Origin of the sequence: Pontibacter harenae, from assembly GCF_020907245.1 — a bacterium.
GTDB lineage: Bacteria > Bacteroidota > Bacteroidia > Cytophagales > Hymenobacteraceae > Pontibacter > Pontibacter harenae.
In genome coordinates this window covers 34,407-58,690 of sequence record NZ_JAJJWH010000012.1, presented here as the reverse complement: position 1 = coordinate 58,690, position 24,284 = coordinate 34,407, and the positions used below count along the sequence as shown (strand labels likewise).

The 24,284-nt window shown below is 42.3% G+C and carries 16 protein-coding genes and 1 tRNA gene; 13 read left to right on the top strand and 4 right to left on the bottom strand.

Annotated features, from left to right (window positions below):
* Positions 1–1,899, top strand: a complete 1,899-nt coding sequence (locus LN893_RS08510) for an amidophosphoribosyltransferase (RefSeq protein ID WP_229969386.1) — start codon at positions 1–3, stop codon at positions 1,897–1,899.
* 121 nt (positions 1,900–2,020) lie between these two features.
* Here the strand turns inward: LN893_RS08510 and LN893_RS08505 are convergent, their stop codons facing one another.
* Positions 2,021–2,569 (bottom strand): arylesterase, encoded by a 549-nt coding sequence (locus tag LN893_RS08505; RefSeq protein ID WP_229969385.1) that lies wholly within the window; start codon positions 2,567–2,569, stop codon positions 2,021–2,023.
* Positions 2,570–3,055: 486 nt separating this feature from the next.
* Here LN893_RS08505 and LN893_RS08500 point away from each other — a divergent pair, with 486 nt between their 5' ends.
* The 7 genes from LN893_RS08500 to LN893_RS08470 all read left to right on the top strand — a co-directional run bounded on the left by LN893_RS08500 (position 3,056) and on the right by LN893_RS08470 (position 14,396).
* The gene (locus LN893_RS08500; RefSeq protein WP_229969384.1) at positions 3,056–5,029 is read left to right on the top strand and encodes a carboxy terminal-processing peptidase; all 1,974 of its coding nucleotides are present in this window, start codon (positions 3,056–3,058) and stop codon (positions 5,027–5,029) included.
* Positions 5,030–5,117: 88 nt separating this feature from the next.
* The gene (ggt, locus tag LN893_RS08495; protein ID WP_439651185.1) at positions 5,118–6,842 is read left to right on the top strand and encodes a gamma-glutamyltransferase; all 1,725 of its coding nucleotides are present in this window, start codon (positions 5,118–5,120) and stop codon (positions 6,840–6,842) included.
* Between the two features lie 318 nt (positions 6,843–7,160).
* Entirely contained in the window at positions 7,161–8,396 is a 1,236-nt protein-coding gene (locus LN893_RS08490; protein ID WP_229969383.1) for a T9SS type A sorting domain-containing protein, read from the top strand.
* A 202-nt stretch (positions 8,397–8,598) separates the two neighbouring features.
* On the top strand, positions 8,599–11,301 hold the full coding sequence (locus LN893_RS08485) for a D-alanine--D-alanine ligase family protein (protein WP_229969382.1): 2,703 nt from the start codon (positions 8,599–8,601) through the stop codon (positions 11,299–11,301).
* Positions 11,302–11,386: 85 nt separating this feature from the next.
* Positions 11,387–12,163 (top strand): PASTA domain-containing protein, encoded by a 777-nt coding sequence (locus tag LN893_RS08480; protein ID WP_229969381.1) that lies wholly within the window; start codon positions 11,387–11,389, stop codon positions 12,161–12,163.
* 110 nt (positions 12,164–12,273) lie between these two features.
* The gene (locus LN893_RS08475) at positions 12,274–14,094 is read left to right on the top strand and encodes a T9SS type A sorting domain-containing protein (RefSeq protein ID WP_229969380.1); all 1,821 of its coding nucleotides are present in this window, start codon (positions 12,274–12,276) and stop codon (positions 14,092–14,094) included.
* Positions 14,091–14,396 (top strand): rhodanese-like domain-containing protein, encoded by a 306-nt coding sequence (locus LN893_RS08470; RefSeq protein ID WP_229969379.1) that lies wholly within the window; start codon positions 14,091–14,093, stop codon positions 14,394–14,396. Before LN893_RS08475 ends, LN893_RS08470 begins: the two co-directional genes overlap by 4 nt.
* An 83-nt stretch (positions 14,397–14,479) precedes the next feature.
* On the opposite strand, the gene LN893_RS08465 is transcribed toward LN893_RS08470, so the two are convergent.
* Both LN893_RS08465 and LN893_RS08460 read right to left on the bottom strand, forming a co-directional pair.
* The gene (locus LN893_RS08465; RefSeq protein ID WP_229969378.1) at positions 14,480–15,769 is read right to left on the bottom strand and encodes a site-2 protease family protein; all 1,290 of its coding nucleotides are present in this window, start codon (positions 15,767–15,769) and stop codon (positions 14,480–14,482) included.
* On the bottom strand, positions 15,756–16,388 hold the full coding sequence (locus tag LN893_RS08460) for an HAD family hydrolase (protein ID WP_229969377.1): 633 nt from the start codon (positions 16,386–16,388) through the stop codon (positions 15,756–15,758). The genes LN893_RS08465 and LN893_RS08460 overlap by 14 nt, the downstream gene beginning before the upstream one ends.
* 101 nt (positions 16,389–16,489) lie before the next feature.
* Between LN893_RS08460 and LN893_RS08455 the strand changes: the two genes are divergently transcribed.
* The 5 genes from LN893_RS08455 (at position 16,490) to LN893_RS08435 (ending at position 22,393) form a co-directional block, all read left to right on the top strand.
* Positions 16,490–16,563 (top strand) — tRNA-Ile (locus LN893_RS08455).
* Positions 16,564–16,882: 319 nt separating this feature from the next.
* Complete coding sequence (locus tag LN893_RS08450; RefSeq protein WP_229969376.1) at positions 16,883–17,380, top strand: HNH endonuclease; 498 nt, start codon at positions 16,883–16,885, stop codon at positions 17,378–17,380.
* A 307-nt stretch (positions 17,381–17,687) separates the two neighbouring features.
* Positions 17,688–18,377 (top strand): SAM-dependent DNA methyltransferase, encoded by a 690-nt coding sequence (locus LN893_RS08445; protein WP_229969375.1) that lies wholly within the window; start codon positions 17,688–17,690, stop codon positions 18,375–18,377.
* Entirely contained in the window at positions 18,352–19,884 is a 1,533-nt protein-coding gene (locus LN893_RS08440; protein WP_229969374.1) for an Eco57I restriction-modification methylase domain-containing protein, read from the top strand. The genes LN893_RS08445 and LN893_RS08440 overlap by 26 nt, the downstream gene beginning before the upstream one ends.
* Positions 19,877–22,393 carry a DEAD/DEAH box helicase family protein gene (locus LN893_RS08435; RefSeq protein ID WP_229969373.1) on the top strand — a complete coding sequence of 839 codons (2,517 nt, stop codon included), beginning with the start codon at positions 19,877–19,879 and terminating at the stop codon, positions 22,391–22,393. The genes LN893_RS08440 and LN893_RS08435 overlap by 8 nt, the downstream gene beginning before the upstream one ends.
* A gap of 483 nt (positions 22,394–22,876) precedes the next feature.
* Here the strand turns inward: LN893_RS08435 and LN893_RS08430 are convergent, their stop codons facing one another.
* Positions 22,877–24,034: a hypothetical protein gene (locus LN893_RS08430; protein WP_229969372.1), complete on the bottom strand. Its 1,158-nt coding sequence runs from the start codon at positions 24,032–24,034 to the stop codon at positions 22,877–22,879.
* Between the last annotated feature and the right edge of the window lie 250 nt (positions 24,035–24,284).

The window sequence follows — 24,284 nt, the reverse complement described above, 5'->3', positions numbered from 1 at the left end:
ATGAGCGAAGCAATTAAGCATGAATGTGGTATAGCCTTAATTAGGCTGAGAAAACCAATCGAATATTACGCTGAGAAGTATGGTACGCCCATGTATGGGGTAAACAAACTGTACCTGCTCATGCAAAAACAGCACAACCGTGGTCAGGATGGTGCTGGGGTAGCCAGTATCAAGGTAAATGCGGGGCCAGGCATGGAGTATATCAGCCGTTTCCGCTCTATTAAAACCCGCGCCATCGACAGTATCTTCGGGAAAATCGGCAAAGAGTATAAAAAGCTCAAAGAAGAATATCCTGAGAAGGCGAATGATGCCAAGTGGGTAGGAGAGCAAATGCCATTTTTAGGCGATGTATACCTGGGCCACCTGCGTTACGGTACACACGGTGTAAACAGCGTAGACAATTGCCACCCAATGGTGCGTGAGAACAACTGGCGCAGCCGAAGCTTGGCTGTAGCGGGTAACTTTAACATGACCAACGTGGACGAGCAGTTCCAGAAGCTGGTGGAGTTGGGGCAGCACCCGAAGCAGAAATCTGACACCATAACAGTGCTGGAAAAATTCGGCCATTTCTTGGACGAGGAGAACCAGCGTGAGTTCGATGCTTACAAAGCCGACAATTATAACAACCAGGAAATTACGCAGCTGATTGAGGAAAATCTGGACATGCACCGCGTGTTGAAGCGTGCTTGTAAAGATTTTGACGGTGGCTACACTATGGCTGGCCTTACTGGTTATGGTGCCTCTTTTGTTGTACGCGACCCGAATGGCATCCGTCCTGCTTACTATTATATTGATGACGAGGTTATCGTAGTAGCCTCTGAAAAACCTGCCATTAAAACCGCTTTTGATGTAGACTATACAGCCGACATAAAAGAGTTAGCGCCTGGTCATGCCCTTATTGTTGACAAAGCAGGTAATCCTTCTTTAAAAGAAGTTGTGCCAGCAGGTAAAAAGACTTCATGTAGCTTTGAGCGGATCTATTTCTCCCGTGGTAATGATCCTGAGATTTACAACGAGCGCAAGAACATGGGCCGCATGTTGTGCCCTCAGATTCTGGAAGCAATAGATTATAACCTAAAAGACACCGTTTTCTCTTATATTCCGAACACTGCCGAGACATCGTGGTTAGGTATGATGAAGGGAATAGAGATGCACCTGCGTGATTATCGTAAGAATGCCATCTTAAACCAGAGCTTGACGGAGGACGAACTGGATAATATTCTGCAGTTCAGACCGCGCGCGGAGAAGTTGGTTATAAAAGACGCCAAACTGCGTACTTTCATTACCGATAATGACAGCCGTGATGACCTGGTAACTCACGTTTATGACACCACTTACGGCGTTGTAAGAAAAGGAATAGATACTGTTGTGGTAATAGATGACTCTATTGTGCGTGGTACAACGCTAGAGAAGAGTATCATTAAAATGCTTGATAAGCTAGGCCCTAAAAAAATCATCATAGTATCGTGTGCCCCGCAAATCCGCTACCCTGATTGCTACGGTATAGACATGTCGCGTATGAAGGAGTTTGTGGCTTTCAGAGCGTTACTTGAACTACTGAAGGAAGATAATAAGTACTACAAGTTGCAGGAAGTGTACGATAAGTGTGCGGCTGCCGCAGGAACGCCAGCTTTTAAAGAGACAAACTTTGTGCAGGAGCTCTATAATTTGTATTCTTATGAAGCAGTGTCGGACAAGGTATCAGAAATTGTGAAGGCTAAAGATGTAAATGCAGAAGTACAGGTTATTTACCAGCGCATTGAAGATTTACACGAAGCTTGCCCGAACCATAGAGGAGACTGGTACTTTACAGGCAACTACCCAACACCTGGCGGAACTGGTGTTGTAAACCGTGCTTTCATGAACTTTGTGGAAAATAAGGCTGTAAGAGCTTATTAAGATCAAAAGAATTGTTCTATTATGATAAAAGCGATGTGGAGGAAACTCCACATCGCTTTTTTGCTACTACGTTTATCTTAAGCTTCCTATAATATCAATGCCTCTGTCCTGAGGCTGTCAATTATAAAATGTCTTTCAATACCGTCCAGGTGTGCTCAGCCAGAATTTTTTGTCCTTCGGCATTGGGGTGTACGCCATCTGGAAGGTTTAGCTCCTTTACTCCAACCACTCCTGCCAGTATAAAAGGAATAAACAAGGTATTGTTTTTGATGGCAAGCTCACGGAATAGCACTCGGTATTCGGCAGCATAACGGCCTGGTACAATATCAGGTATCTCCATGCCTGAAAGTATGATTTTTACATCAGGGTACTTGTGCCGCACCTTATCAATTATTTCCTGCAGATTTTGGGATGTTTCGCGTGTTGGTATACCCCGAAGTCCGTCATTTGCTCCTAAGGCAAGCACAAATATATCAATAGGCTCCTGCAGCCATCTGTCTACCCGATATACTCCGCCTGCTGTGGTATCTCCACTTAACCCAGCGTTAATCACTTTATAGTCGTAACCTTGCTCTTTTAACCTCTGCTGAATAATGCTAGGGTAGGACTGCGAAGTCCTTAATCCATAGCCAGCTGTAAGGCTGTCGCCAAAGAAAAGTATGTTTTTCATGCTAAAGTTTACTTGTGTGCCTGCCTCTTAACGTACAGGTATAAAACAGTTGTCAGAAGCAATCGATTATAACAGATGAGCTTGTTGTAATAGCTAATCTCGTAAGCTGGCTGAACCTTTTAACTTTTGAGGAAACGAAAAAAACTTATACACAGTTATAATAACAGACAATTCGCTACGTACTATTTATATTGCTGTTCCTCTATGTTATTTCGGCTCTGAGCTAGATTTATGGCATACCAGGAAATTTATTTCTACATTACAGAAATAAACAATAGTTTAAGCTGCCTAAATCTACGGCACTACTTTTGCGTATGCTTTCATAGATAGATTACTTAATCAAATTAGATGATATCCTTGACAACTAGATTTAAAATATTGTTATCAGTGCTGGTTGTGGTCCTATTAACAGGGTCCTTTATATTTTACAGCAACGGTAACAACAATGGCTCCCCTGAGAAGAATGAGATTTTAATTAGAGCTCTGATGCAAGGGGTTAACTCTGGCCATTACAATCCTGAGAAGCTAAACGACGCATTTTCAAAAAAGGCTTTCAAACTTTACCTGAACCGCCTCGATTTTAATAAGAAATATCTTTTAGCTTCCGATGTGGCTGAACTACGCAAGTATGAATTAGCTATAGACGATCAGCTGCAAAAAGGTTCTTACGAATTATTCGACAAATCGGCAGATCTGATTGAACAGCGGGTAAAAGAATCGCAGGCATATTACAAAGAAATACTGGCCCAGCCTTTCGATTTCACTAAGAATGAAACAATAGAACTGGATGGCGAGAAACTTAAATTTGCCAGCACAAGAGAAGAACTGAAAAATGAGTGGCGCAAGCAGCTTAAATATCAGACTCTTACGCGTTTGGCAGAGATGGTGAGCGAGCAGGAGAAATCTGCTGGTAAAGAGGGCGCAGAAGCCAAAACTATGGAGCAGATGGAGAAAGAGTCACGTGAGCAGGTTTTGAAGCTTTACAACGATTACTACACCCGCTTACTGAAAACCAAGCGCGATGATCGTCGCTCTAACTACATCAATGCAATCCTGAATGTGTATGACCCACATACCAGCTATTTCCTGCCTAAAGCGAAAGCTGATTTCGATTTAGATTTTACAGGTAGGTTGGAAGGTATTGGTGCTTCGCTTCAGGAAAAAGACGGACAGATAAAAGTACACGAAATTGTACCAGGAAGCCCTTCTTATATGCAGGGAGATTTAAAACCAGGCGATGCCATACAAAAAGTGGCACAGGGCGATGGAGAGCCAGTGCTTATTGAAGGCATGAACTTGGACGATGCGATTCAGCTGATTCGTGGTAAGAAGGGTACTGAAGTACGCCTTACTGTTAAAAAGCCAGATGGCTCTACGAAAGTAATTCCGATTATACGCGATGTGATTGTGTTTGAGGAAACTTATGCACAGTCTGCCATGATAGACAACAAACAAAAGATCGGGTACATTAAACTACCTGGTTTCTATGCCGACTTTGAAGGAACAGGTGCTCCGAACAGTGCAGAAGATGTAAAACGTGAGGTTGCCAAACTAAAAGCTAACGGTATGAAAGGCCTGATTCTGGACTTGCGTAACAACGGTGGCGGTTCTTTAAAAGACGCTATTGATATGGCTGGTCTGTTTATCGACCAGGGGCCAGTGGTGCAGGTAAAAACTGCTTCGGGCAGAGCTGTAGTATTAGATGATAAAGATCCGCAGGTACAGTACGATGGCCCGCTGGTAGTGATGGTGAATGCCAACAGTGCATCTGCCTCTGAAATTTTAGCCGCAGCTATGCAAGATTATAAGCGTGCCGTAATTGTTGGTAGCCCAACTTTTGGTAAAGGTACAGTGCAGCAGTTCTTCCCGTTAGACGAAGCATTGCCATCTCAGTTTGATGCTTATAAGCCTTTCGGAGAACTTAAAATGACAACGCAGAAGTTTTACCGTATAAACGGTGGCACAACGCAGTTGCGTGGTGTAACGCCAGATGTAACACTTCCAGATGCCTATAGCTACCTTGAGTTTGGTGAGAAAGAACAGGATTATCCGCTTCCTTTCGATGAGATTGCACCTGCCAAATATAAGCCTTGGAAAGGCGGTAGCCTTAACATTGCTAAGGTAAAAGCCAGCAGCAATAGCAGAATTGCCAAGAGCAATAGCTTTAACCTGATCAAAGAAAGTGCGGCGCGCCTAAAGCAACAGTCAGAAAATACTACTCGCTCGCTTAGCCTTGCCAAGTACCAGGAAGAAGAAAAAAAGGCGAAAGCAGCTGCCAAGCGTTTAGAGGAAGCTCAAAAAGAAGTGCCAGTTTTGAAAGTATCAAGATTGCCAGAAGACCTTCAGGCTGTAAATGCTGACACAGCTAAGGCTGCCCGAAACAAGGATTTCTTGAGTAACCTGAAAAAAGATATTTATATCGAACAAGCTGTTGAAGTAATTGTGAATGATATAAAATAAGAGATAGATTCATAATATTTGGGAAAAGCCAGTTACAATAGTAACTGGCTTTTTTTGTATCTTCCGCCTTCACCTAAGCTATCCCAACATGCATTTAGCCAGAAAATATAACATTGCAGCCACAGGCATACTTGTAAACTTATGGTTCGCCCTGCTGACAGGCTGTACTTCTAGCCCTGAAAAAAGTATATCGCAGCAACAAGGCTTAGTGGCTGAAAAAGCCATGGTTGTGTCGGCACATCCCAATGCATCTCAGATAGGGCTTACCATTCTGCAGAAGGGCGGAAACGCTTACGATGCTGCCATCGCCACACAATTTGCGCTGGCTGTAGCTTTTCCTGTAGCGGGCAACATAGGGGGAGGCGGTTTTGTAGTTTATCGCCACCACACAGGAGAAACAGGTGCATTGGATTTTCGTGAAATGGCACCAGCCAACGCCTCCGCTACTATGTATTTAGACTCAGCAGGCAACGTAATAGAAGGCTTGAGCCTGAACGGGCACTTAGCCTCTGGTGTGCCAGGCACTGTAGACGGCATGGTTAAGCTGCATCAGAAGCTAGGGTCTTTACCACTAAAGGAGCTTATACAGCCCGCCATTGATCTGGCAAAGCGAGGCGTGGTGCTGACAGAGGCAGAAGCCAGAGGCTTAAATAATCAACGGAAGAACTTTATCTCAAACAACAAGCACTTACCTTACCTGGTGCGGGAGCATGATTGGAAAGCAGGCGACACACTTTACCACCATGACCTGTCACGCACGCTGGAGCGCGTTAGAGACAATGGCCGAGATGGTTTTTATAAAGGAGAAACAGCCGATATTATAGTGCGTGAAATACAAAGAGGTGGCGGCATTATCTCTCATCAGGATTTGGAAAACTATACTTCTGTTTGGCGCCAGCCAGTTACGGGCAAGTATAACAACTTAAAAGTTATTTCGATGGCGCCACCTTCCAGCGGCGGAATTGCTTTATTGCAGTTGCTTCAGATGATGGAACCTTATAAACTAGCCAAATATGGATGGCAGAATACTCCTACTGTACAACTGATGACGGAAGCCGAAAGAAGGGTTTATGCAGATCGTGCTACCTATTTGGGCGATCCTGATTTTGTGGATGTTCCGATAGAGCCACTTCTGGAACCGTCATATTTGAAAGCCCGTAGCGCAGACATTAGCCTTGATAAAGCTACGCCGTCTTCTGCTGTAAAAGCTGGCGATTTGATGGTTTATGAGTCGGAGCAAACTACCCATTATAGCATCGTCGATCAGTTTGGCAATGCAGTTTCTGTAACCACTACCTTAAACGGCAGCTACGGCTCCAAAGTAGTAGTAGAGGGTGCAGGCTTTTTGCTGAACAACGAGATGGATGACTTTAGCCTGAAGCCAGGTGTACCCAATATGTTTGGCTTGGTAGGCGGAGAAGCTAACGCCATAGCGCCAGGTAAACGTATGCTTAGTTCTATGACGCCGACCATTGTGGAAAAAGATGGTAAACTATACATGGTAGTGGGTACTCCAGGTGGCTCAACCATTATCACTTCTGTGTTTCAGGCCATACTTAATGTTGTGGAACATGATATGAGCATACAGCAGGCTGTGGCGGCTCCACGCTTCCATCACCAATGGCTACCCGACGAGATACAACACGAACCAGATGCTCTCTCGGAAGAAGTAAAGGCTGAACTAAAACAAAAGGGATATAACTTAAACGAGCGTGGGCGCTTCGGGCGGATAGATGCTATACTTGTGCTCCCCGATGGACGTTTAGAGGGCGGAGCAGACCCAAGAGGAGATGACACTGCTGTAGGATATTAGACTTATCTCTGTAGCTTTTTTAGAAATCAGAGGTGGCTCTATACAAACAGTATAGAGCCATTTTATTTTATTGAAATAACACCTTCTCGTTTTACTTTTCTATGTTGTAGTTTAACTATAGCTATACATACTTTCACATAAATTTTTGACTACCCATCATCACTAATGAACTGAAGCTGAGGAGATATAGTTAGTGCTTTTATTGTCTGATTTACAGAATTTAATAAACAAAGCTTAGATTATATCCAGCTCATGGTAACAAGATTTACCCACAGAAAAGCAATTTGTGTAAAAGTTTTGGCAGTGTTAGCATTGGCAATGCCAAAGATAGCATCAGCTCAGGTTAGTCTGAACCCACATAATACCAGCTACACACAAAACTTTGATGCTTTGCCAGCAGCAGGAACGGGAATTTGGGAAAATGGTACAGAATACATTCCTGGTTGGTTTATCCAAAGAACCTATACTGCTGGTAGCACTGTTTTAGTTGGAACAGGATCTAGCAATACGGGCGGTTTGTACAGTTTTGGGCTAAGCGGTTCTACGGACAGGGCGCTGGGCGCCATCAGCTCAGGAACAGCAACAGTAGGCGAATTTGCGTGGGGCCTCCTTATTCAGAATAATACTGGAGCTACACTTACAGCGTTACATGTAACGTATGCAGGAGAACAGTGGCGCAGTGCCAGCAGAACAGCTGGAGAACAAGAAACAACATTTTGGTATAGCACCAATGCTAGCCCAACCGCTTTTAACCTACATCCTAGAACAGATGTGGGTTGGACAGCAGTGCCAGATCTGAATTTTAAAAGCTTAGTGAGCTTTTCTGCTCCAGGTGCCTTAAATGGTAACTCTCCCACTAACAGGCGTATTCTTTCCGCAACCATTCCTGTGGATGTTCCTACAGGTCACTACGCTATGTTGCGCTGGAAAGACCTGAACGACTTGGATGATGACCACGGACTGGCCATAGACAATTTTAGTCTGACCTGGAGTACGGATGCTGCGGGGCAGGCTGGTATTTTGCCTGTAGAACTTGTGTCTTTCTCTGCTAAGCTAAACGGAAATTTAACGGTGCTAAACTGGAAAACGGCTTCGGAAGAAAACAACAAGCATTTTATAGTTGAGCGAAGTTCTGACGGGAGAGCGTTTGAGGGAGTTGGTTTGGTGGAAGGAAAAGGAACCACCTCAGCGGCAACAAATTATTCTTTTACCGATGAAAGACCTTTGCCAGGCCTATCATACTACAGGCTAAAGCAGGTGGATGAAGATGAAACATATTTCTATTCATCTGTGGTAGCCGTAACACGTTCCGTTGCGAAAGCAGATGCAAAAATTTTCCCAACGATTACTTCTGATGTGTTGCATGTTGAATCTACGGCCGCAGTACAAGCGCTGGTGATAGATGTAATGGGACAGCAACTGCTAAACCAGAAGCTTACAAAAGATTCCTACAGGACTACCATTAGCTTGAACCACTTAAGCAGTGGTACTTATGTACTGGTACTGGTTGATGAACTAGGGAAACGTCAGTCCTTCAGGTTTGTGAAAAGATAAGGATGTTGTAAAGTAGCGTGCTGCTCAGTATGCAGCCAGCCGAACTTCATAAGTAAACTTTTAACGCTTAGAGCAGCATTCTTGCTGCTCTAAGCGTTAAAAGTTTACGGGGTAATGAAGAACTTTTTTTCTTTTGAGCTGCGTTCTTTTCTAAATCAAATCATCTCTTAACTTTACCCCTCTATTTATTACCTTTGTAAGAATGAGAGTAGGAATAATCTTCGGTGGCCCATCGCGTGAGCGTGAGATATCTTTCGCGGGTGGTCGTACAGTATACGATAACTTAAACAAGTCGCTTTTTGAGACTGTGCCTGTGTTTGCAGACAGCCTTGGTAACTTTGTTCTGCTGGATTGGCAGTATATCTATAAAGGTACCATTCGTGACTTTTATCCGCCTGTGGAGGCACTGCCAGAAAGCGAGCATGGGCTGCAGATTTACCTGGAGTCTTTGGGCGAACTCAGCATTGAAGAGCAGGATGAGATTATTTCCAAAGCAGGCAGGCGCCTGCTGCCGCACGAATTCCACAATCACTTCGATTTCGCTTTCCTGACGCTGCACGGTCCTTATGGAGAAGATGGTAGTATACAAGGCTTGCTGGAGTGGTACCGTATTCCGTACTCGGGTTCTGGTATACTTCCTTCAAGCATAGGCATAGACAAGGCAGCGCAGAAAGAGCTTATCAAGCAGCACGGTTTTCCGACGCCTGACTATAAGTTAATCCAGTACAACGAATGGGCAAAGCAGGAAAATCGCCAGCAGCTGTTCGACTCGTTGGTAGCTGAACTTGGTTTGCCGCTTGTACTAAAGGCACCGCATCAGGGTTCCTCTATTGGCGTTTCCATTATTAAAGAAAACGATTTTGCCCAGTTTGAAACAGGAGTAGATCGTAGCTTCTTCACCAAAACCATCTACAAAGCACAGTGGCAGGTGATGGAAGAGGAGAAGCAACTGGTGAGTATGAAGCAACTTGTGGACATCCGTGAGGGAATCGGTATGCCTGTGATGGTAGACGGTGAAGAGATTATTTATCACCCTGAGCAACTGCTTAACCACATCAACGATACATTTACTAACACAACTGCCGAAACCATTACGCTGACGAATGTTGAGCACGAGCAGCAAATATTGGTAGAAGCTTTTATAAATGGCAGAGAGTTCTCTTGCATTGTAGTGCAGGACGAAACTGGGAAGCCACTGGCTCTGCCACCAACAGAGATTGTAAAAGGAGGCGAGGTATTCGATTACCGTTCGAAGTATTTGCCAGGCCTGAGCCGTAAAATTACACCGATTAACCTGCCGACAGAGCAGATACAGGAAATACGCCAAGCTTGCAGCAAATTGTTCGTGTCGCTTGGCTTTAACGTGTATGCACGTCTGGATGGCTTTATTACGGAGGCTGGCGAGATTTTCCTGAACGACCCGAACACAACGTCAGGTATGTTGCCTTCGTCGTTCTTCTTTCACCAAGCCGCAGAAATTGGGCTTAACCCATCGCAGTTCCTTACTTACATTATCCGCACTTCGCTGGCCGAGCGCCTGAAGTCTGGTAAGGATACGGTAAGGCTGACAAGACTGCTGGCGGAACTGGACAAAAAGATAAAAGAGCAGCAGGCTCATCTTCACGATAAGATTCGTGTGGGTGTGATTATGGGTGGTTACTCTTCTGAAAGACATATATCGGTAGAGAGCGGGCGTAACATCTACGAAAAGCTCTCCTCTTCCACTAAATACGAGCCGCTGCCTATCTTCCTGACAGGTAATAACGAGGCTCATCGTCTTTACAGCATTCCTGTTAACATCATGCTGAAAGACAATGCCGATGACATCAAAGAAAAGATACAGCACTTCGAGCAAGGTGGTAAACCGCACCCAGTCCTGCAGGAGATCATTAGCGAGGCCGAAAGCATAACGCGTAAGTATACGGGCCGCAGTTTGCAGGAACCACAGCGCATTACCTATAGCCAACTAAAGAATATGGTGGATGCGGTGTTTATTGCCTTGCATGGTCGTCCAGGCGAGGACGGTGCGTTGCAATTGGAGCTGGAGAAACTATACATTCCATACAACGGCTCGGGCATCCGTTCTTCTCAGGTTACGATCAACAAGTATGAGACGAACGAAATTCTGGCAAAGCATGGGGTGCCGGTAGCAAAGCATCGCATGGCGCTTAAAGAAGACTGGCTAAACGATAAAGAGGCTTTCTTCCAAAGTATAGAAGCGGAATTCCCGTACCCATTTATTGCTAAGCCAGCAGACGATGGCTGTAGTTCTGCCGTTAAAAAGATAAAAACTCGTGCCGAGTTAGCTGCCTTCACCACTCTTATGTTCCGTGAGATGGAGGAGTTGGATACAGAGTGTGCCCGTACCTTGTCACTTGGTTTCAAAGAAGAATTTCCAAACAAACAGGGCTTCCTGGTTGAAACGCTGATTAGCAAGAACGGTGCAAAGCACTTCCTGGAGGTAACAGGCGGTTTGCTGACGAGGTATAGCCCAGACGGAACGGTAGAGTACGAAGTGTTTGAAGCATCAGAAGCTTTGGCTGAAGGTGAGGTACTGTCTTTAGAAGAAAAATTCTTGGCTGGAGAAGGACAAAACATCACACCAGCACGTTATGCTTCTGACCCTGAGCGTCGCCAGAAGATTTCTGACAAAGTGAAGGAAGACTTGAAGCGTGTGGCGCAGATTTTGAATATAGAAGGTTATGCCCGTATAGATGCCTTTGTGCGTGTGCTGGAAAACGATGAAGTGGAGACGATCATTATTGAGGTGAACTCACTGCCGGGTATGACGCCAGCGACTTGTATCTTCCACCAAACGGCCATAAACGGATACAAGCCATACGACTTTATTAACCACATTCTGCAGTACGGTATTGAGCGCACCAGAATGAAAGTTGAAGTTTAGTTTGAAAATTAGAAGGTTAAAAAGTTAAGAATGTTTGAAGGCAGAAGTTTTATATCTTTTGTCCTGCGTCTTTTGTCTTAAAAATATGTTCAAAGCGAATTCATTTTTAGATGTTATAAAACATCTGTTCATTATGGGAGTGATTGTAGTGCTGCTGATCATCGGCTTCTTCTACTTCTACCTTCCATCTAAGACCAACCATGGGGAGAGTATTCCTGTGCCCAGAATAGAAGGGATGCAGCTCTCTGATGCAGAGGAACTATTGGAGGAGCAGAATCTGCGCTACTTTGTAAATGACTCTAGCTATAACCCTGACAGGAAGCCGTTTGAAATACTAACGCAGGACCCAGTACAGGGTGCTCAGGTGAAGGAAGATCGGAAGATTTATGTGAGCGTAAACATGAAGAACCCACCAATGATTAAGATGCCAAAGCTAATCGATGGTTCTGTTCGGAATGCTGAGCTTATACTTAAAAGCTACGACTTAAAGAAGGGTAAGGTAACAGAGGTGCCAGATTTACAGAAGAACGCCGTGCTGAAGCAGTTTGTAAATGGCCGTGAGGTAAAACCTGGTGAAGCAGTGCCAAAAGGCTCTGTAGTGGACCTGCACGTGGGTAATGGCCTTGGCGATACAGAGTTTGAAATTCCTGATGTAGTAGGAATGCCTGTAGAGAGAGCCACTGTCATATTAGTAGAGCAGGGGCTTCAGCTAGGCAATATCATTCACGTGCAAGGCAGCAGTGAGGCAGACGGAACGGTACTGAAACAACGTCCTTTTGCTGAGGTTGGCGCTAAAGTACGGGTAGGTGAACTGGTGGACCTTTGGGTTGCTGGTATGGAGCCTGTGCAAGGTATAGATTAAGAAGATAAAATAATTTTAGGAAAACGCCTACCAGAAACGGTGGGCGTTTTCGTTCTAAAGCTTCAGGAGTAATTATATTGGCTCATTTATAGTAGAACATTTAAACAAACATGAAAAAGGCGCTGGCGGTTATTTTTGTTGTACTTACCTGTAGTGTGGGGGCATGGGCACAGGTGGTGCTACAGCCTTTGCAGCAGGAGGTACGCCAGGTTGAGCGTAATGCGGCTGTAGCGCTTCGCCAGTCGGCGGCACCTGTTTCTTTGCCTTTTTTTGGTGATTTCGCTAATTCGGATGTGTCTCCAGATCCTGAGCGCTGGTTAAATGGAGGCGTATTTATTAACAACCGCTACGGTTTAAACCCTATTACTATAAATGTAGCGACTATGGACGGGCTTAACGCCCAAGGTAGGCCATACGTGCCTGGTTCCTTAACTGCAGGGCCCTCAGACACCCTTACTTCGCAGCCATTTCTACTAAGTGTGCTTAGCCCCAGCGACTCTGTTTACCTCAGCTTTTACTGGCAATCGGGAGGGATGGGCGAAGTGCCTTCCAGAAATGCAAACAACACCATTTACCTGGTGCTGGAGTTTAAAAATGCCTCAGGCGCCTGGCAAGAGGTGTGGCGGCAAAATGCTGTAGGAGAAGTAACGGAATTTGCACAGGTTTTTGTAGGATTAAAAGATTCGCGCTTCTTTCATAATGATTTTCAGTTCAGGTTCAGAAACATTGGCTTACGAAACGGTCTGGCTGATACCTGGAACTTAGATTATGTGGTGTTAGATAGAAACAGGCGCAAAGGGCAGAACAGAACAACAGATATTGCTATCAGCAAAAATGTCTCTAAATTATTAAAAGATTATACTGCCATGCCGAGGTGGCAGTTCGTGGAAGCTCCTGAAGAGGCGTTAGCTGAGGAGGTGACTGCCACGTTGAACAACTTGGGTTCTGTGCCTGGAGCCATCAGCTGGCGAGGATTCTTAGAAGTGGCTGGCGCAGCTATCGCCGATACTTTTCTAAGGGCCCAAGGCTTGATTCCTGGAGGTAGCCGCCAATATGAAATTTCGGGAGCACCGAGTTTAACTAACATTGGTTTGCCAGCCGAAAACTTCGTGCTGCGCCATAGCATGGTACTGATAACAAATGAGCAGAACCCCCTACTGCGGGCAAACGATACCACCTACCGAGAAACGGAAATAGCCAACTACTACGCCTACGATGATGGCACGGCAGAAGCAGGTTTTAATTACATTGCAACAGGTGCATCACAGGTAGCACAGCGTTTTGATTTAAACAAACCAGACCAAGTGCGGGCGTTTCGGGTACATTTTCCAAGGGTTAGAAATAATTTATCAAATACCTCTGTTACTTTCAGGGTTTGGGAAGATGCTAACGGTATTCCTGGTGAAATACTGCACCAGCAAGCCTTTCAGGTGCAGTACAGTGAAACATTGAATGGGTTTTATGAGGTAGAACTGAGTAGAGCTGTTCCAGTGCAGGGAGCCTTTTATATAGGTTGGTCGCAGCCAGGAAGTTTGTTTATAAATATGGGCTTTGATAAAAACGAGCCTATGGTTGACAGACGTTTTGTCTGGAGCAGTGTAAACGGCTGGCAAACCGATAACTTTACACAAGGAGCTATAATGATGCGCCCTGTAATGACGGGCGAGACCGTTTTAGGTCTGGATGATGATCAACTTGAAAAGGAAGGTTATCTTATTTATCCAAACCCAAGTACGGGCAAGGTATATGTAAGCGGAGAATATGAACGCCTGCAGGTGTATGATCTGGCAGGAAGGTTAGTGCATGAGCAGTCTTATAAAAGAGGCACAGAGCCTGTTAATCTGGAGCATCTAAGCTCAGGGTTATATAATGTACGTATAGAGAAAAATAAATTTGTAACTATAAAAAAACTTATACTTAGCAAACCATGATAACATCAGCTGATATTACTGTAGACGAACTGAAAGAGCGTCTGAACAAAGGAGAGACACCTGTTATAATAGATGTGCGCGAAGACTGGGAATACCAGGAGACAAGAATTGAAGGTTCACAGAACATTCCGCTGGGTACTTTGCCACAGCGCCTGGACGATTTGGAAGACCTGAAGGATCAGGAAGTGATTGTGCAATGCCGCTCTGGTGCTCGTTCTGCCAACGCAAAAGCTTTTTTACAACAGCAAGGCTTCAACAATGTGCGTAACCTGCTAGGTGGCATTCTGGCTTACAATGGCTAATTAGCTAAAGTACTCAAAAATAGAAAGAGGTAGAAGGAACAAACCTTCTACCTCTTTCTATTTATAGATTCAGCTTCTCTTCTTTATTCAATAATGAAAGGAGAAGGCGTAAAGCAAAGTATAAAGATAGCGAATGCCAATACGCCCAGTGCCTTTTGAGTTGGTGTAAGAGGCCTTTCGTCTGGGCAGGATGGATGGTAAATGCCCATAATGCGCGACAGTAGCAAACCAAAAACAAGCCAGCCGCTATAGCCATCTGCATCAGGGAAAGCCAAGGAAATAGCTAGCTGTACACCTACCACTAGCAAGGCTAAATAAAGCGCATAAAGAGGCTTTGGTACGGCTGTTTCTAACACAAACACCAGGTACAGTAAATAAAAACTCCACATCCAGATATAGCCTTCGTAATCAGGGAAAGTTGTGGCGAAGCTATACTGTAGCAACAGCATGATCATGGCAACAAGAAAACCTAAGCGTGTGCTCTTAAGAAGCTTCCAGAAAGCCCAGTAGGTGAAGGGTGCAAATACAATAAGTAGCTCCACCGACCACACAGGTACGGTATACGGCGAGATAACGCCCAATCCTGCATAAAGTATAAAGCATATAAAGAAGATCGGTGAGAGCCTGTTAAAACGTGTATTGCCAATTAAGCCGTACAGTACATGCCCTCCGTCTAACTGGCCAATGGGTAATAGGTTTAGCGCCGTAAAAAACAAAGACAAGTATCCGGCAAACAGAAAAGGGTAGTGCATGATCTCGTACCTGTTTGGCATGAATGCAGGATCTGCTACAAACCTTTCAAATAACAGAAACAGGAGGTTCTTGCCTAAAGCAAAATTTCCAAAATCATTGTTATAGACATGCTGTGCATAGTCTAAACCAAACTGTTTATACTCTGGGTGTATCGTAAAAATGTATGCAGGATCAGGCAGGTGTGTAAAACCATACCAAAGTAGAGGTAGTGCAACCACAAAACCTGCCAAAGGGCCAGCTACACCTATATCAAAGAACTGCTTCCTCGAAATAATCTGGCTCTTGATGCGGATAAAGGCACCCATTGTGCCTATAGACGATGTAATGCCAAACCATAAGGGGATGTAATAGGGCAAAGTAACGTGTGTGCGGTAATGTTTGGCCGTAAAGTAATGGCCAAATTCATGCACCGTAAGCACTCCCAAAAATGGGACTGAAAAATATAGACCTGCCACAGCCTGTGCCCAGGTAAGCGTGCCCGTGCCATCAAACCCTTCGGTACTCAAGAAGAACAGTTTTCCTAACTGCCACTCTGCCCCCGCTATGGTTGTGGTAACTAAAGTGATACAGAAAAGCAGCAGGTGTAGCCCGTACTGGCGCAGTTTCCTACTTTCCAGCATCTCCAAAAAATTCGTTTATAGTTAAGGGCGGCTGCAAGTGCAAAGTCTGGATGCCAATTTTTTGAGCGCTTTCGATATGCTGGATACTATCGTCTATAAAAAGAGTTTCTTCCTTTGCTAAGCCGTTTTGCTGTAGTATCTGCTCAAACACAATCGCATCAGGTTTTCGCAGCCCAATCAGATGCGAGTAGTATGTTTGCTCGAAAAGAGAATCCAGGCTAGGAATGGTAAAGCTATGCGCTACCATCTCGTTGAAGCGCTTCAGGTGTATTTCGTTTGTATTGCTAAGCAAGAAAATACGGTATTGCTTACCCAGCTCCAACAGCAAGTCTATACGCTCTTTAGGGATATCCAGCAGCATGGCATTCCAGGCGGCGTCAATTTCCTCGTCGGTAGCTTCTAACTCATACGTATCGCGTAGTTGCGCTCTAAACTCATCAGCATTGCTCTTGCCCGTCTCAAAAAGGTCGAACAGTTTTGACTGCGCTCTTTGGTTGTATTCTATGGTACGGCCGCCTTTACAGTGCTTCTCCAGCTCTCTGATGCTCTTGTTATAGTCGATATTGATGATAACACCGCCCAGGTCGAAGATGATATTTTTAATTTTTTTTAAGTCCACTGAAAAAAATATTTGTGTTCTGTTTGACAATTTGAATGCAAATATGTAGAATTGCACTCCCAAATACAAAGAAACGCTTCTAAAGCGCTTTTGAAGGGAACGGGCCTATAGCTCATTCGGTTAGAGCAACTGACTCATAATCAGTAGGTGCCTGGTTCGATTCCAGGTGGGCCCACTTGATAATCAAGCACTTACACAGAGCAATCTGGTAAGTGCTTTTTTGTTTGCATACATATTGCATACAAACTGCTTAAATAGCGTCCTGTTTGCATACCTCTCCAAAAGAACTTATTATTATTGTGTATAGCTGGTTATACTTTCTAATAATATTATCTCAATCTTTCTCTGCTCAATTTTAATTTTTACATAATATGGAGTGCCCAAGATGTAATGCTTTATGTAAGGAGTTTCCCAAAGAAGAAATTACTATTAGTTACTGCGACTCTTGTTGGAATTATATCACCTCAGATAGGAAGCCTTGCCACAACCACAATATGGTTTATGTTCAGTATCGTAACTCTATCGGTAAGCATCATCTAAAGAAACAGTGCTTTGCTTGCGGAGAGCTTGAGTCAAACTTCTATAGCAAGAGCAAGGTTGATAATTTCAACTCCTTGCCTGAAGCAGATATGGATGCTGCCCATGCCTTTCAATTCTCTCATTATGAGAGTTTGAGTGAGATATACAAACGTTATGATGAAAAGAGAAAGAAGTTTCAGAAAGAACAGTCTCTTGATAAGTTTTTAGAAGAGCATACTGAGTATCTATTAACTGATGAATGGAAAAAGAGAAGAGAGTTGGTTCTTAAAAGAGATAACTTTGTTTGTCAATCCTGCCTTGAAAAAAAAGCAACTCAGGTTCACCATAAGTCATACAGATATTGGAAGAATGAACCTTTGTTTGAGTTAGTTAGTGTATGCCACTCATGCCACGAGGCTATCACTGAAATGAATAGAGAAGCAATTGACTTCTCAAGGGTAATAAGGAAATAAAATCTTCAGTTCTAAGTCCTCACAATACTATTAAGGTGCTTAAGGCCTATCTGTATCAGATGGGCCTTTTTGTTGGATGCCCCTTAAAAGTTTCGACTTTGAGATAACACCAATTTTTAGCAGAATTTTTTATCCTATAATAAAGCCATTAAATAATATTCTTTTTCTGTATATTGTTTGTTCAATATTTAAAGCGTTCCTGTACTGCCTTGGCTGCTAATATGTAGTTTAAAAGCTGTAATTTTAATGCCTCAGTTTGAGCCTTGAAGCAGACAAGGCTGTAGTGTTATTTAGATAAGTTAGAAAGGTGATAGAGTTGAAGCAGGAGAGCAAGGCTGTTAAGCAGGTTAAATCGAAGAAAAGAGTAGCAGACCACGGAGAAGTATTTACAGCTGAGCGTGAAGTAAACGCTATGCTTGATTTAGTTAAGCAAGAGACAGAAAGAATTGATTCTCGATTTTTGGAGCCTGCTTGTGGTGATGGGAACTTCTTAGCGGAGGTTTTAAAAAGAAAATTAGCAGTAGTTACAAGTCGCTATGCTAAAAGCCAAATAGAGTTTGAAAGATATGCTGTAATAGCAATTTCAAGCATATATGGTGTAGACGTCTTGCAAGACAATGTTGATGATTGTCGTGAGCGTTTATTTTCAATCTTCAATAGTCAATATACTAATCTTTATAAGAAGAAGTGTAAAGATGAATGCAGAAGAAGCGTTATGTATATTCTTAAAAGAAATATACTATGGGGTGATGCACTAAACTTAAAGACTCCCTGTCCAAATGCTGTTCCTATTGTGTTTTCTGAGTGGTCTGCTATCAATGGTAGCATGATTAAACGTAGAGACTTTTCGCTCTCTTTCCTTCTTGATAGAAGTCATCAAATGACGCTGTTCAGTGATGATAATAATCCTGCTTATATAAATGAGCCAATAAAGGATTACCCACTCACACACTTTCTAAAACTTGGTGAATATGATACAAACGAGTTACAACCCTGATGTACTTACTTGTCTTGCTAATTTGAGCAACGATGAAGTATTTACACCTCCAAACTTAGTAAATGAAATATTGGACTTGCTTCCTAAAGAGCTTTGGAGTAGTCCTGAAGTTAAATTTCTTGACCCTGTGTCTAAGTCAGGTGTCTTTTTAAGGGAAATTGCTAAGCGTTTGATGAAGGGGTTAGAAGCTAAGATACCTGATAAACAGGAGCGTATAAACCATGTTTTTACTAAGCAGTTATATGCAATTGCGATTACTGAACTAACGTCCTTACTCTCTCGCAGAAGTGTCTACTGTTCTAAAACTGCTAATGGGAAATATTCTATATGCGAAGCTTTCGACAATGAACAAGGAAACATTCATTATGAGCGCATGCAACACCTTTGGGAGAATGGCAAGTGCGCTTATTGTGGAGCAAGCCAAGAGGTATACGACCGTGACGATGCATTAGAAACTTATGCATATAATTTTATTCACACTGACGAACCTGAAAGTATATTTGATATGAAGTTTGATGTTATTGTCGGTAATCCCCCCTATCAGTTAAGTGATGGTGGCCACGGGAGAAGTGCAAGTCCTATATATCATAAGTTTGTAGAGCAAGCAAAAAAGCTTAATCCAAGATACTTAACAATGATTATCCCTGCTCGCTGGTATGCAGGAGGCAAAGGCCTTGATGATTTTAGAAGGGAAATGTTGGAGGACAGCCATATAAGGAAACTTGTTGATTATGAAAATTCAAACGATGTTTTCCCTGGTGTAGATGTTGCAGGAGGCATCTGCTACTTTTTGAGAGAAAGGGACAGTCAAGGCCTATGTGAAGTAACAAATTTTATAGAAGGTAAGGCAGTCAAATCAGTTAGAGCCTTGAATGAATTCTCCATATTGATACGTCATAGTAAAGCTGTTCCTATAATACGCAAGGTTAAAGAGATTGAAGGAGCAAAGCACAATATGAATGTAATTGTTTCTCCTTCAAAACCTTTTGGTATTAGAGGGCACCATAAACCATCTAAAGTGGGTATACCATGTTATTTCACTCAGAGGCAAGGACTATTATTTGTTAATCCTGAGGAAATAACTGATAACTATAAATTTTTGGATAAATATAAACTCTTGATTCCAAGAGCGCCAATTGCTGGGCAAACAGATTTCTCGAAGCCAGTTGGCTTTTATTATGAAGGTAATGTAAGAATTGCTAAGCCTGGTGAAGCCTGTACTGAGTCTTGGTTAGTTGCCTTTGCATCAAAAGACCTAAACGAGGTAGTTTCATTCAAATCATATTTGTTTTCAAAAATTTTCAGGTTCTTGTTACTACAAAGTGTTGTTTCTCAAGATGTAACCCGAAACAGCTTTCAATTTATACCTCACCTGGGGAAATATGAAGGGACATATACAGACGAGATATTGAGAAAGAGATGGGGTATAACAGAAGAAGAATGGAGTTTTATAGACTCAAGGATTAAAGATATTGGTGGAACTGAAAATAAAGATTCAAATGATTAGAAAAGAATTTTTTCCACCTCGTCCAGATGCTAATCCTACTATATATGCATATGAATTAATTGGCGTGCCCGACCATGTGGGGCTGCTTAAAGTTGGTTTTACTGACAGAGACGCAAAGATTCGTGTTGCTGAACAACTAAAGACAAGTGCTGTAAAATATAAAATAGTTCTTGAAGAATCAGCAATGCGGAATGATGGCAGTTCTTTTACCGACCATGATGTGCATCGCTACCTTAAGAAGCAGGGTGTACATAATCACGAAGGTGAATGGTTTAAATGTGGATTAAAAGAAATTAAGGCTGCTATTGTTGCCATTAAAAGTGGTAACAGAAATGAAGAGAATCGGACTAAAACTTTCAACATGCGTCCTGAGCAGCAAGCTGCTGTCTTTAAAACTGAATCATATTTTAAAAACTATAAATTAGAAAACGGTAGTAAGGCACCACACTTCTTGTGGAATGCCAAAATGCGCTTTGGCAAGACCTTTACAGCTTACCAGCTTGCGAAAGAAATGGGTTGGTCAAAAATTCTCATTTTAACATTCAAGCCTGCTGTTCAAAGTGCATGGGATGAAGACCTTCAGTCGCATGTGGATTTCAAAGGCTGGCAATTTATCTCTAATAAAGGTTTACCATTTGAAATGGCAGACCCTAATAAACCCATAGTTTGCTTCGGTTCATTTCAGGATTATTTAGGCAGGAATAGAAGCACAGGGGGTATCAAAACAAAAAACGAGTGGGTACATACCACTCATTGGGATTGCGTAATTTTTGATGAATACCACTATGGAGCTTGGAGAGAAAATGCTAAGGAGCTTTTTGAAGCTGAAGATAAGAAAGAGTTAGAGTTTGGTGAGGGAGAAGGCATAGAGTATTTTGATGAAGAAATTCTACCTATTACAACTAATCATTATTTATATTTATCTGGCACTCCTTTTAGAGCTATAACTTCTGGAGAGTTCATAGAAGAACAGATATTCAACTGGACTTATTCAGACGAGCAAAGAGCTAAGGAGAGTTGGCAGGAGAAATGCAACCCTTACGCCTCTTTACCAAGGATGGTGATGCTCACTTACCAGTTACCTGACTCCATCAGAGAGATAGCTCTAAAAGGAGAATATAATGAGTTTGATTTGAATGTGTTTTTTTCTGCTGAAGGAGAGGGAAAGAACGCAAAATTCAAATATGAAGATGAAGTTCAGAAGTGGCTTGACTTAATCAGAGGTTCTTTCAAGGAGACTACTGAAGACTTCTTAAAAATGGGTGCCAAAAAGCCTCCATTACCATTCTCACATGCACCACTTTTAAAGGTTTTGAATCACACATTCTGGTTCCTACCTACTGTAGCTTCATGTCATGCAATGGCTAACCTAATAGCTCAGGAGCAAAATAAATTCTATCATGACTACACCGTTGTTGTTGCTGCTGGAGCAAGTGCAGGTATAGGTGTTGATGCTTTAGAACCTGTGCAGAGGGCAATGAGTGATAATCCTTTAAAATCTAAAACAATAACCCTCTCGTGTGGTAAGCTGACAACAGGTGTATCTGTGAAGCCATGGACAGGAATATTTATGTTGCGTAATTCTTCAAGTCCAGAAACATATTTTCAAGCAGCATTCCGTGTGCAAACACCTTGGGTGATAAATAACCCTGATAGTAGGTCTCCTAATAAGGAAGAAATAATCAAACAAGAATGCTACGTTTTTGATTTTGCTCCTGATAGAGCCCTTAGGCAGATTGCTGACTATAGCTGTAGATTAAATGTCAACGAATCAAATCCCGAAGCTAAAGTTACTGAGTTCATCAATTTCTTGCCCGTTTTAGCTTACGATGGAAGCTCAATGAAGCAAATTGATGCTGCTGGAATTCTTGACATGGCAATGAGTGGAACTACAGCAACTCTCTTGGCAAGGCGTTGGGAAAGTGCACTTCTGGTTAATGTAGATAATTTCACACTACAGCGTCTCATGAATAATGAGGATGCAATGAAAGCTCTAATGAGTATAGAAGGCTTCCGAAATTTAAATCAGGATATTGAGACTATAATCAATAAATCTGAAGCGGTAAAAAAAGCTAAGAAGGAAGCCAATGAACAGCAGCTAACCAAGGCTGAGAAGAAAGAACTATCAGACGAAGAAAAAGAGTATAAAAGCCTCCGTAAACAGATACAGGACAAGTTAATCAAGTTTGCTACTCGTGTACCTGTCTTCATGTATCTAACAGACTACAGAGAGTATTCGCTAAAAGATGTAATTACTGAGTTAGAGCCAGAGTTATTTAAAAAAGTAACTGGACTCACTAAAAAGGATTTTGAGCTTTTAGTGAGCTTAGGCGTATTCAATGATAGTCTGATGAATGATGCTGTATTCAAATTCAAACGGTACGAAGATGCGTCCTTAGAATACGTTGGCATAAATAAGCATAAAGGAGAAAATGTTGGTGGGTTCAACACTGTGTTAAGTGCCCAAGATTACCAAGTTACTTTTGTTAATGAAGTTGAGAATTATTAAGAAATTTTAACTATTTCTTTCCAAGGCTTCAATTGAATTATATCAGTTGAAGCCTTTTTCATGCGATTCAATAGCAATTTGGAACAACTTTGCCGTCAGGGGAAACACAGGTATAGTACTCATGCCTTGTTGAATCATCTCAAAAAAATGAAAAATTATAAAAATTCCGTTTACGCCCTCCCCCGTGTACAACAATGTTTTTTACTTTTCACCCCCCACGGGGATACTCCCCACCGCCCTTTAGCATTAAATCATAGCTTTTAGCCCTGTTTAAGCACTTTTTCGTACACAGATAGCCAGATTTTACCGTTTGGTTCAATAGAAACGCATAAATGACTATACCTTGTAATTAAGAATTAAAACCCTTTAAAGCCCTTTGGAACATATTAAGGGAACTATAAAAAGCCTATAAACGAAGTTAAAGAACATATAAAATCTTAAACACAGAAAGGCACACAAGATAACCTTGCATGCCTTTTTGCATTACTTTTCAAATGGGTCAAGCCCGTTACTAATACATAAGAATATCTTTTCCATTTCATCAATCCTCTCCTGTACACCATCCTCACATGCTCTCTCAAAGTCTACGTTAAACTGCTTGTACCTAATGAGTGTCCACACTTTTAATTCCTTGTTCTGCAAGATGTAGAATACTAAAGTATCTCTTAGCAATTCGTAGCCTTTGCAGATGTAATCGCTGTAGAGGGTTCTAATCATTGTCTTGTTAGACTTGAGTTTGGTCTTATTAACCTCAGGAATTTGTCTAAACTGGATTTTTGATGCCTTTAGCTTGTCAAAGTCTATTAGCTCAACAACCTCATGTTTCTTATTCCCATTGTTCCAGTGATAGTTTTTAAGGTCTCGCCATTGCAAGTAATATCTTGCATAATCCTTCAGGATTGATACCAATACGTCTTGTCTGGTAAGCATCTTCAAGTCTGTGATAACTCTATTGAGCTTCCTGCCCCTGAGGTACAATTCGCATCTATCTACACCTTCATCAAGGTTAAACCCGTTCTGCTCGTAATAGTCAAGAAAGTATAGTTCGTCTTTATCTCTGGCAGCTTTGAGCTTGTCATACACCTTTACTTCTACCACCACTGGATTAGAGGTAGCTTCATCATCAGTTTTAGGCATCCTACCACCCATGTAAAAAGTATCTATACCATCATTGGATTTTGTATAAGGTACTATGGTTTTGCGCCCAAAGGGTCTGTACCTACTTTGCCCAACGAGTGTGGAGTGGTTGTACCATTCTCTCAGCTGCTTTAGCAAGCCTGTAGCGTCATAAGCTATTTCAATTGAATGCAAACCATCATACTCCAAGTTTAGCTCTTTCATGAGTCTTGAAAAGGCTCTGTACCACTTACCACTATAGAGCTTAGGCTTACTGAAGTAGAACTGTACACGGCTATTGTGCTTAAAAGCTTTAGCATTGTGCATCACAGTACCTACTTTCTCTCCGTTAAGGTATATTTTAACAATGTTTCTGTTATTGCTTGCTATAGGGTTGTATTCTCCATATAGGGTTATCTTTTCAGTTATTATCTTACCACCTGTTAATACTTGTCTTAAAACAGAGCTATTATTAACACTTAGGTTTATCACGAGTTTATCTATGTTGATTATATATTTATCCATTGAAAATCAATAGTTTATGCAAGCTATATAACCTTAGTAGTATAGATATATATGCTTGTTATTGAACACTCTTCTTGTTGAAATTCTTTAACCCCTGTGCTTGCACTGGCTACCAGAACACGCACAGGAATCCCCTTCATTAGTTTGAGAGACTAATTAGCTGTGGAAAGTCCTATAAATTGCTTTTATAGTTTATCGTGCAGATTCTTAGGCGCAATTTTCCCTTGATGCTCATAGAGCAAAGTTAGAA

What these genes read in the sequence shown, in the direction of transcription:
- LN893_RS08470 (WP_229969379.1), top strand. Translation starts at nt 14,091, where the DNA reads ATGATAACATCAGCTGATATTACTGTAGACGAACTGAAAGAGCGTCTG.
- LN893_RS08490 (WP_229969383.1), top strand. Translation starts at nt 7,161, where the DNA reads ATGCCAAAGATAGCATCAGCTCAGGTTAGTCTGAACCCACATAATACC.
- LN893_RS08435 (WP_229969373.1), top strand. Translation starts at nt 19,877, where the DNA reads ATGATTAGAAAAGAATTTTTTCCACCTCGTCCAGATGCTAATCCTACT.
- LN893_RS08510 (WP_229969386.1), top strand. Translation starts at nt 1, where the DNA reads ATGAGCGAAGCAATTAAGCATGAATGTGGTATAGCCTTAATTAGGCTG.
- LN893_RS08440 (WP_229969374.1), top strand. Translation starts at nt 18,352, where the DNA reads ATGATACAAACGAGTTACAACCCTGATGTACTTACTTGTCTTGCTAAT.
- LN893_RS08465 (WP_229969378.1), bottom strand. Translation starts at nt 15,769, where the DNA reads ATGCTGGAAAGTAGGAAACTGCGCCAGTACGGGCTACACCTGCTGCTT.
- LN893_RS08450 (WP_229969376.1), top strand. Translation starts at nt 16,883, where the DNA reads ATGGTTTATGTTCAGTATCGTAACTCTATCGGTAAGCATCATCTAAAG.
- ggt (WP_439651185.1), top strand. Translation starts at nt 5,118, where the DNA reads ATGCATTTAGCCAGAAAATATAACATTGCAGCCACAGGCATACTTGTA.
- LN893_RS08505 (WP_229969385.1), bottom strand. Translation starts at nt 2,569, where the DNA reads ATGAAAAACATACTTTTCTTTGGCGACAGCCTTACAGCTGGCTATGGA.
- LN893_RS08485 (WP_229969382.1), top strand. Translation starts at nt 8,599, where the DNA reads ATGAGAGTAGGAATAATCTTCGGTGGCCCATCGCGTGAGCGTGAGATA.
- LN893_RS08475 (WP_229969380.1), top strand. Translation starts at nt 12,274, where the DNA reads ATGAAAAAGGCGCTGGCGGTTATTTTTGTTGTACTTACCTGTAGTGTG.
- LN893_RS08480 (WP_229969381.1), top strand. Translation starts at nt 11,387, where the DNA reads ATGTTCAAAGCGAATTCATTTTTAGATGTTATAAAACATCTGTTCATT.
- LN893_RS08500 (WP_229969384.1), top strand. Translation starts at nt 3,056, where the DNA reads ATGCAAGGGGTTAACTCTGGCCATTACAATCCTGAGAAGCTAAACGAC.
- LN893_RS08430 (WP_229969372.1), bottom strand. Translation starts at nt 24,034, where the DNA reads ATGGATAAATATATAATCAACATAGATAAACTCGTGATAAACCTAAGT.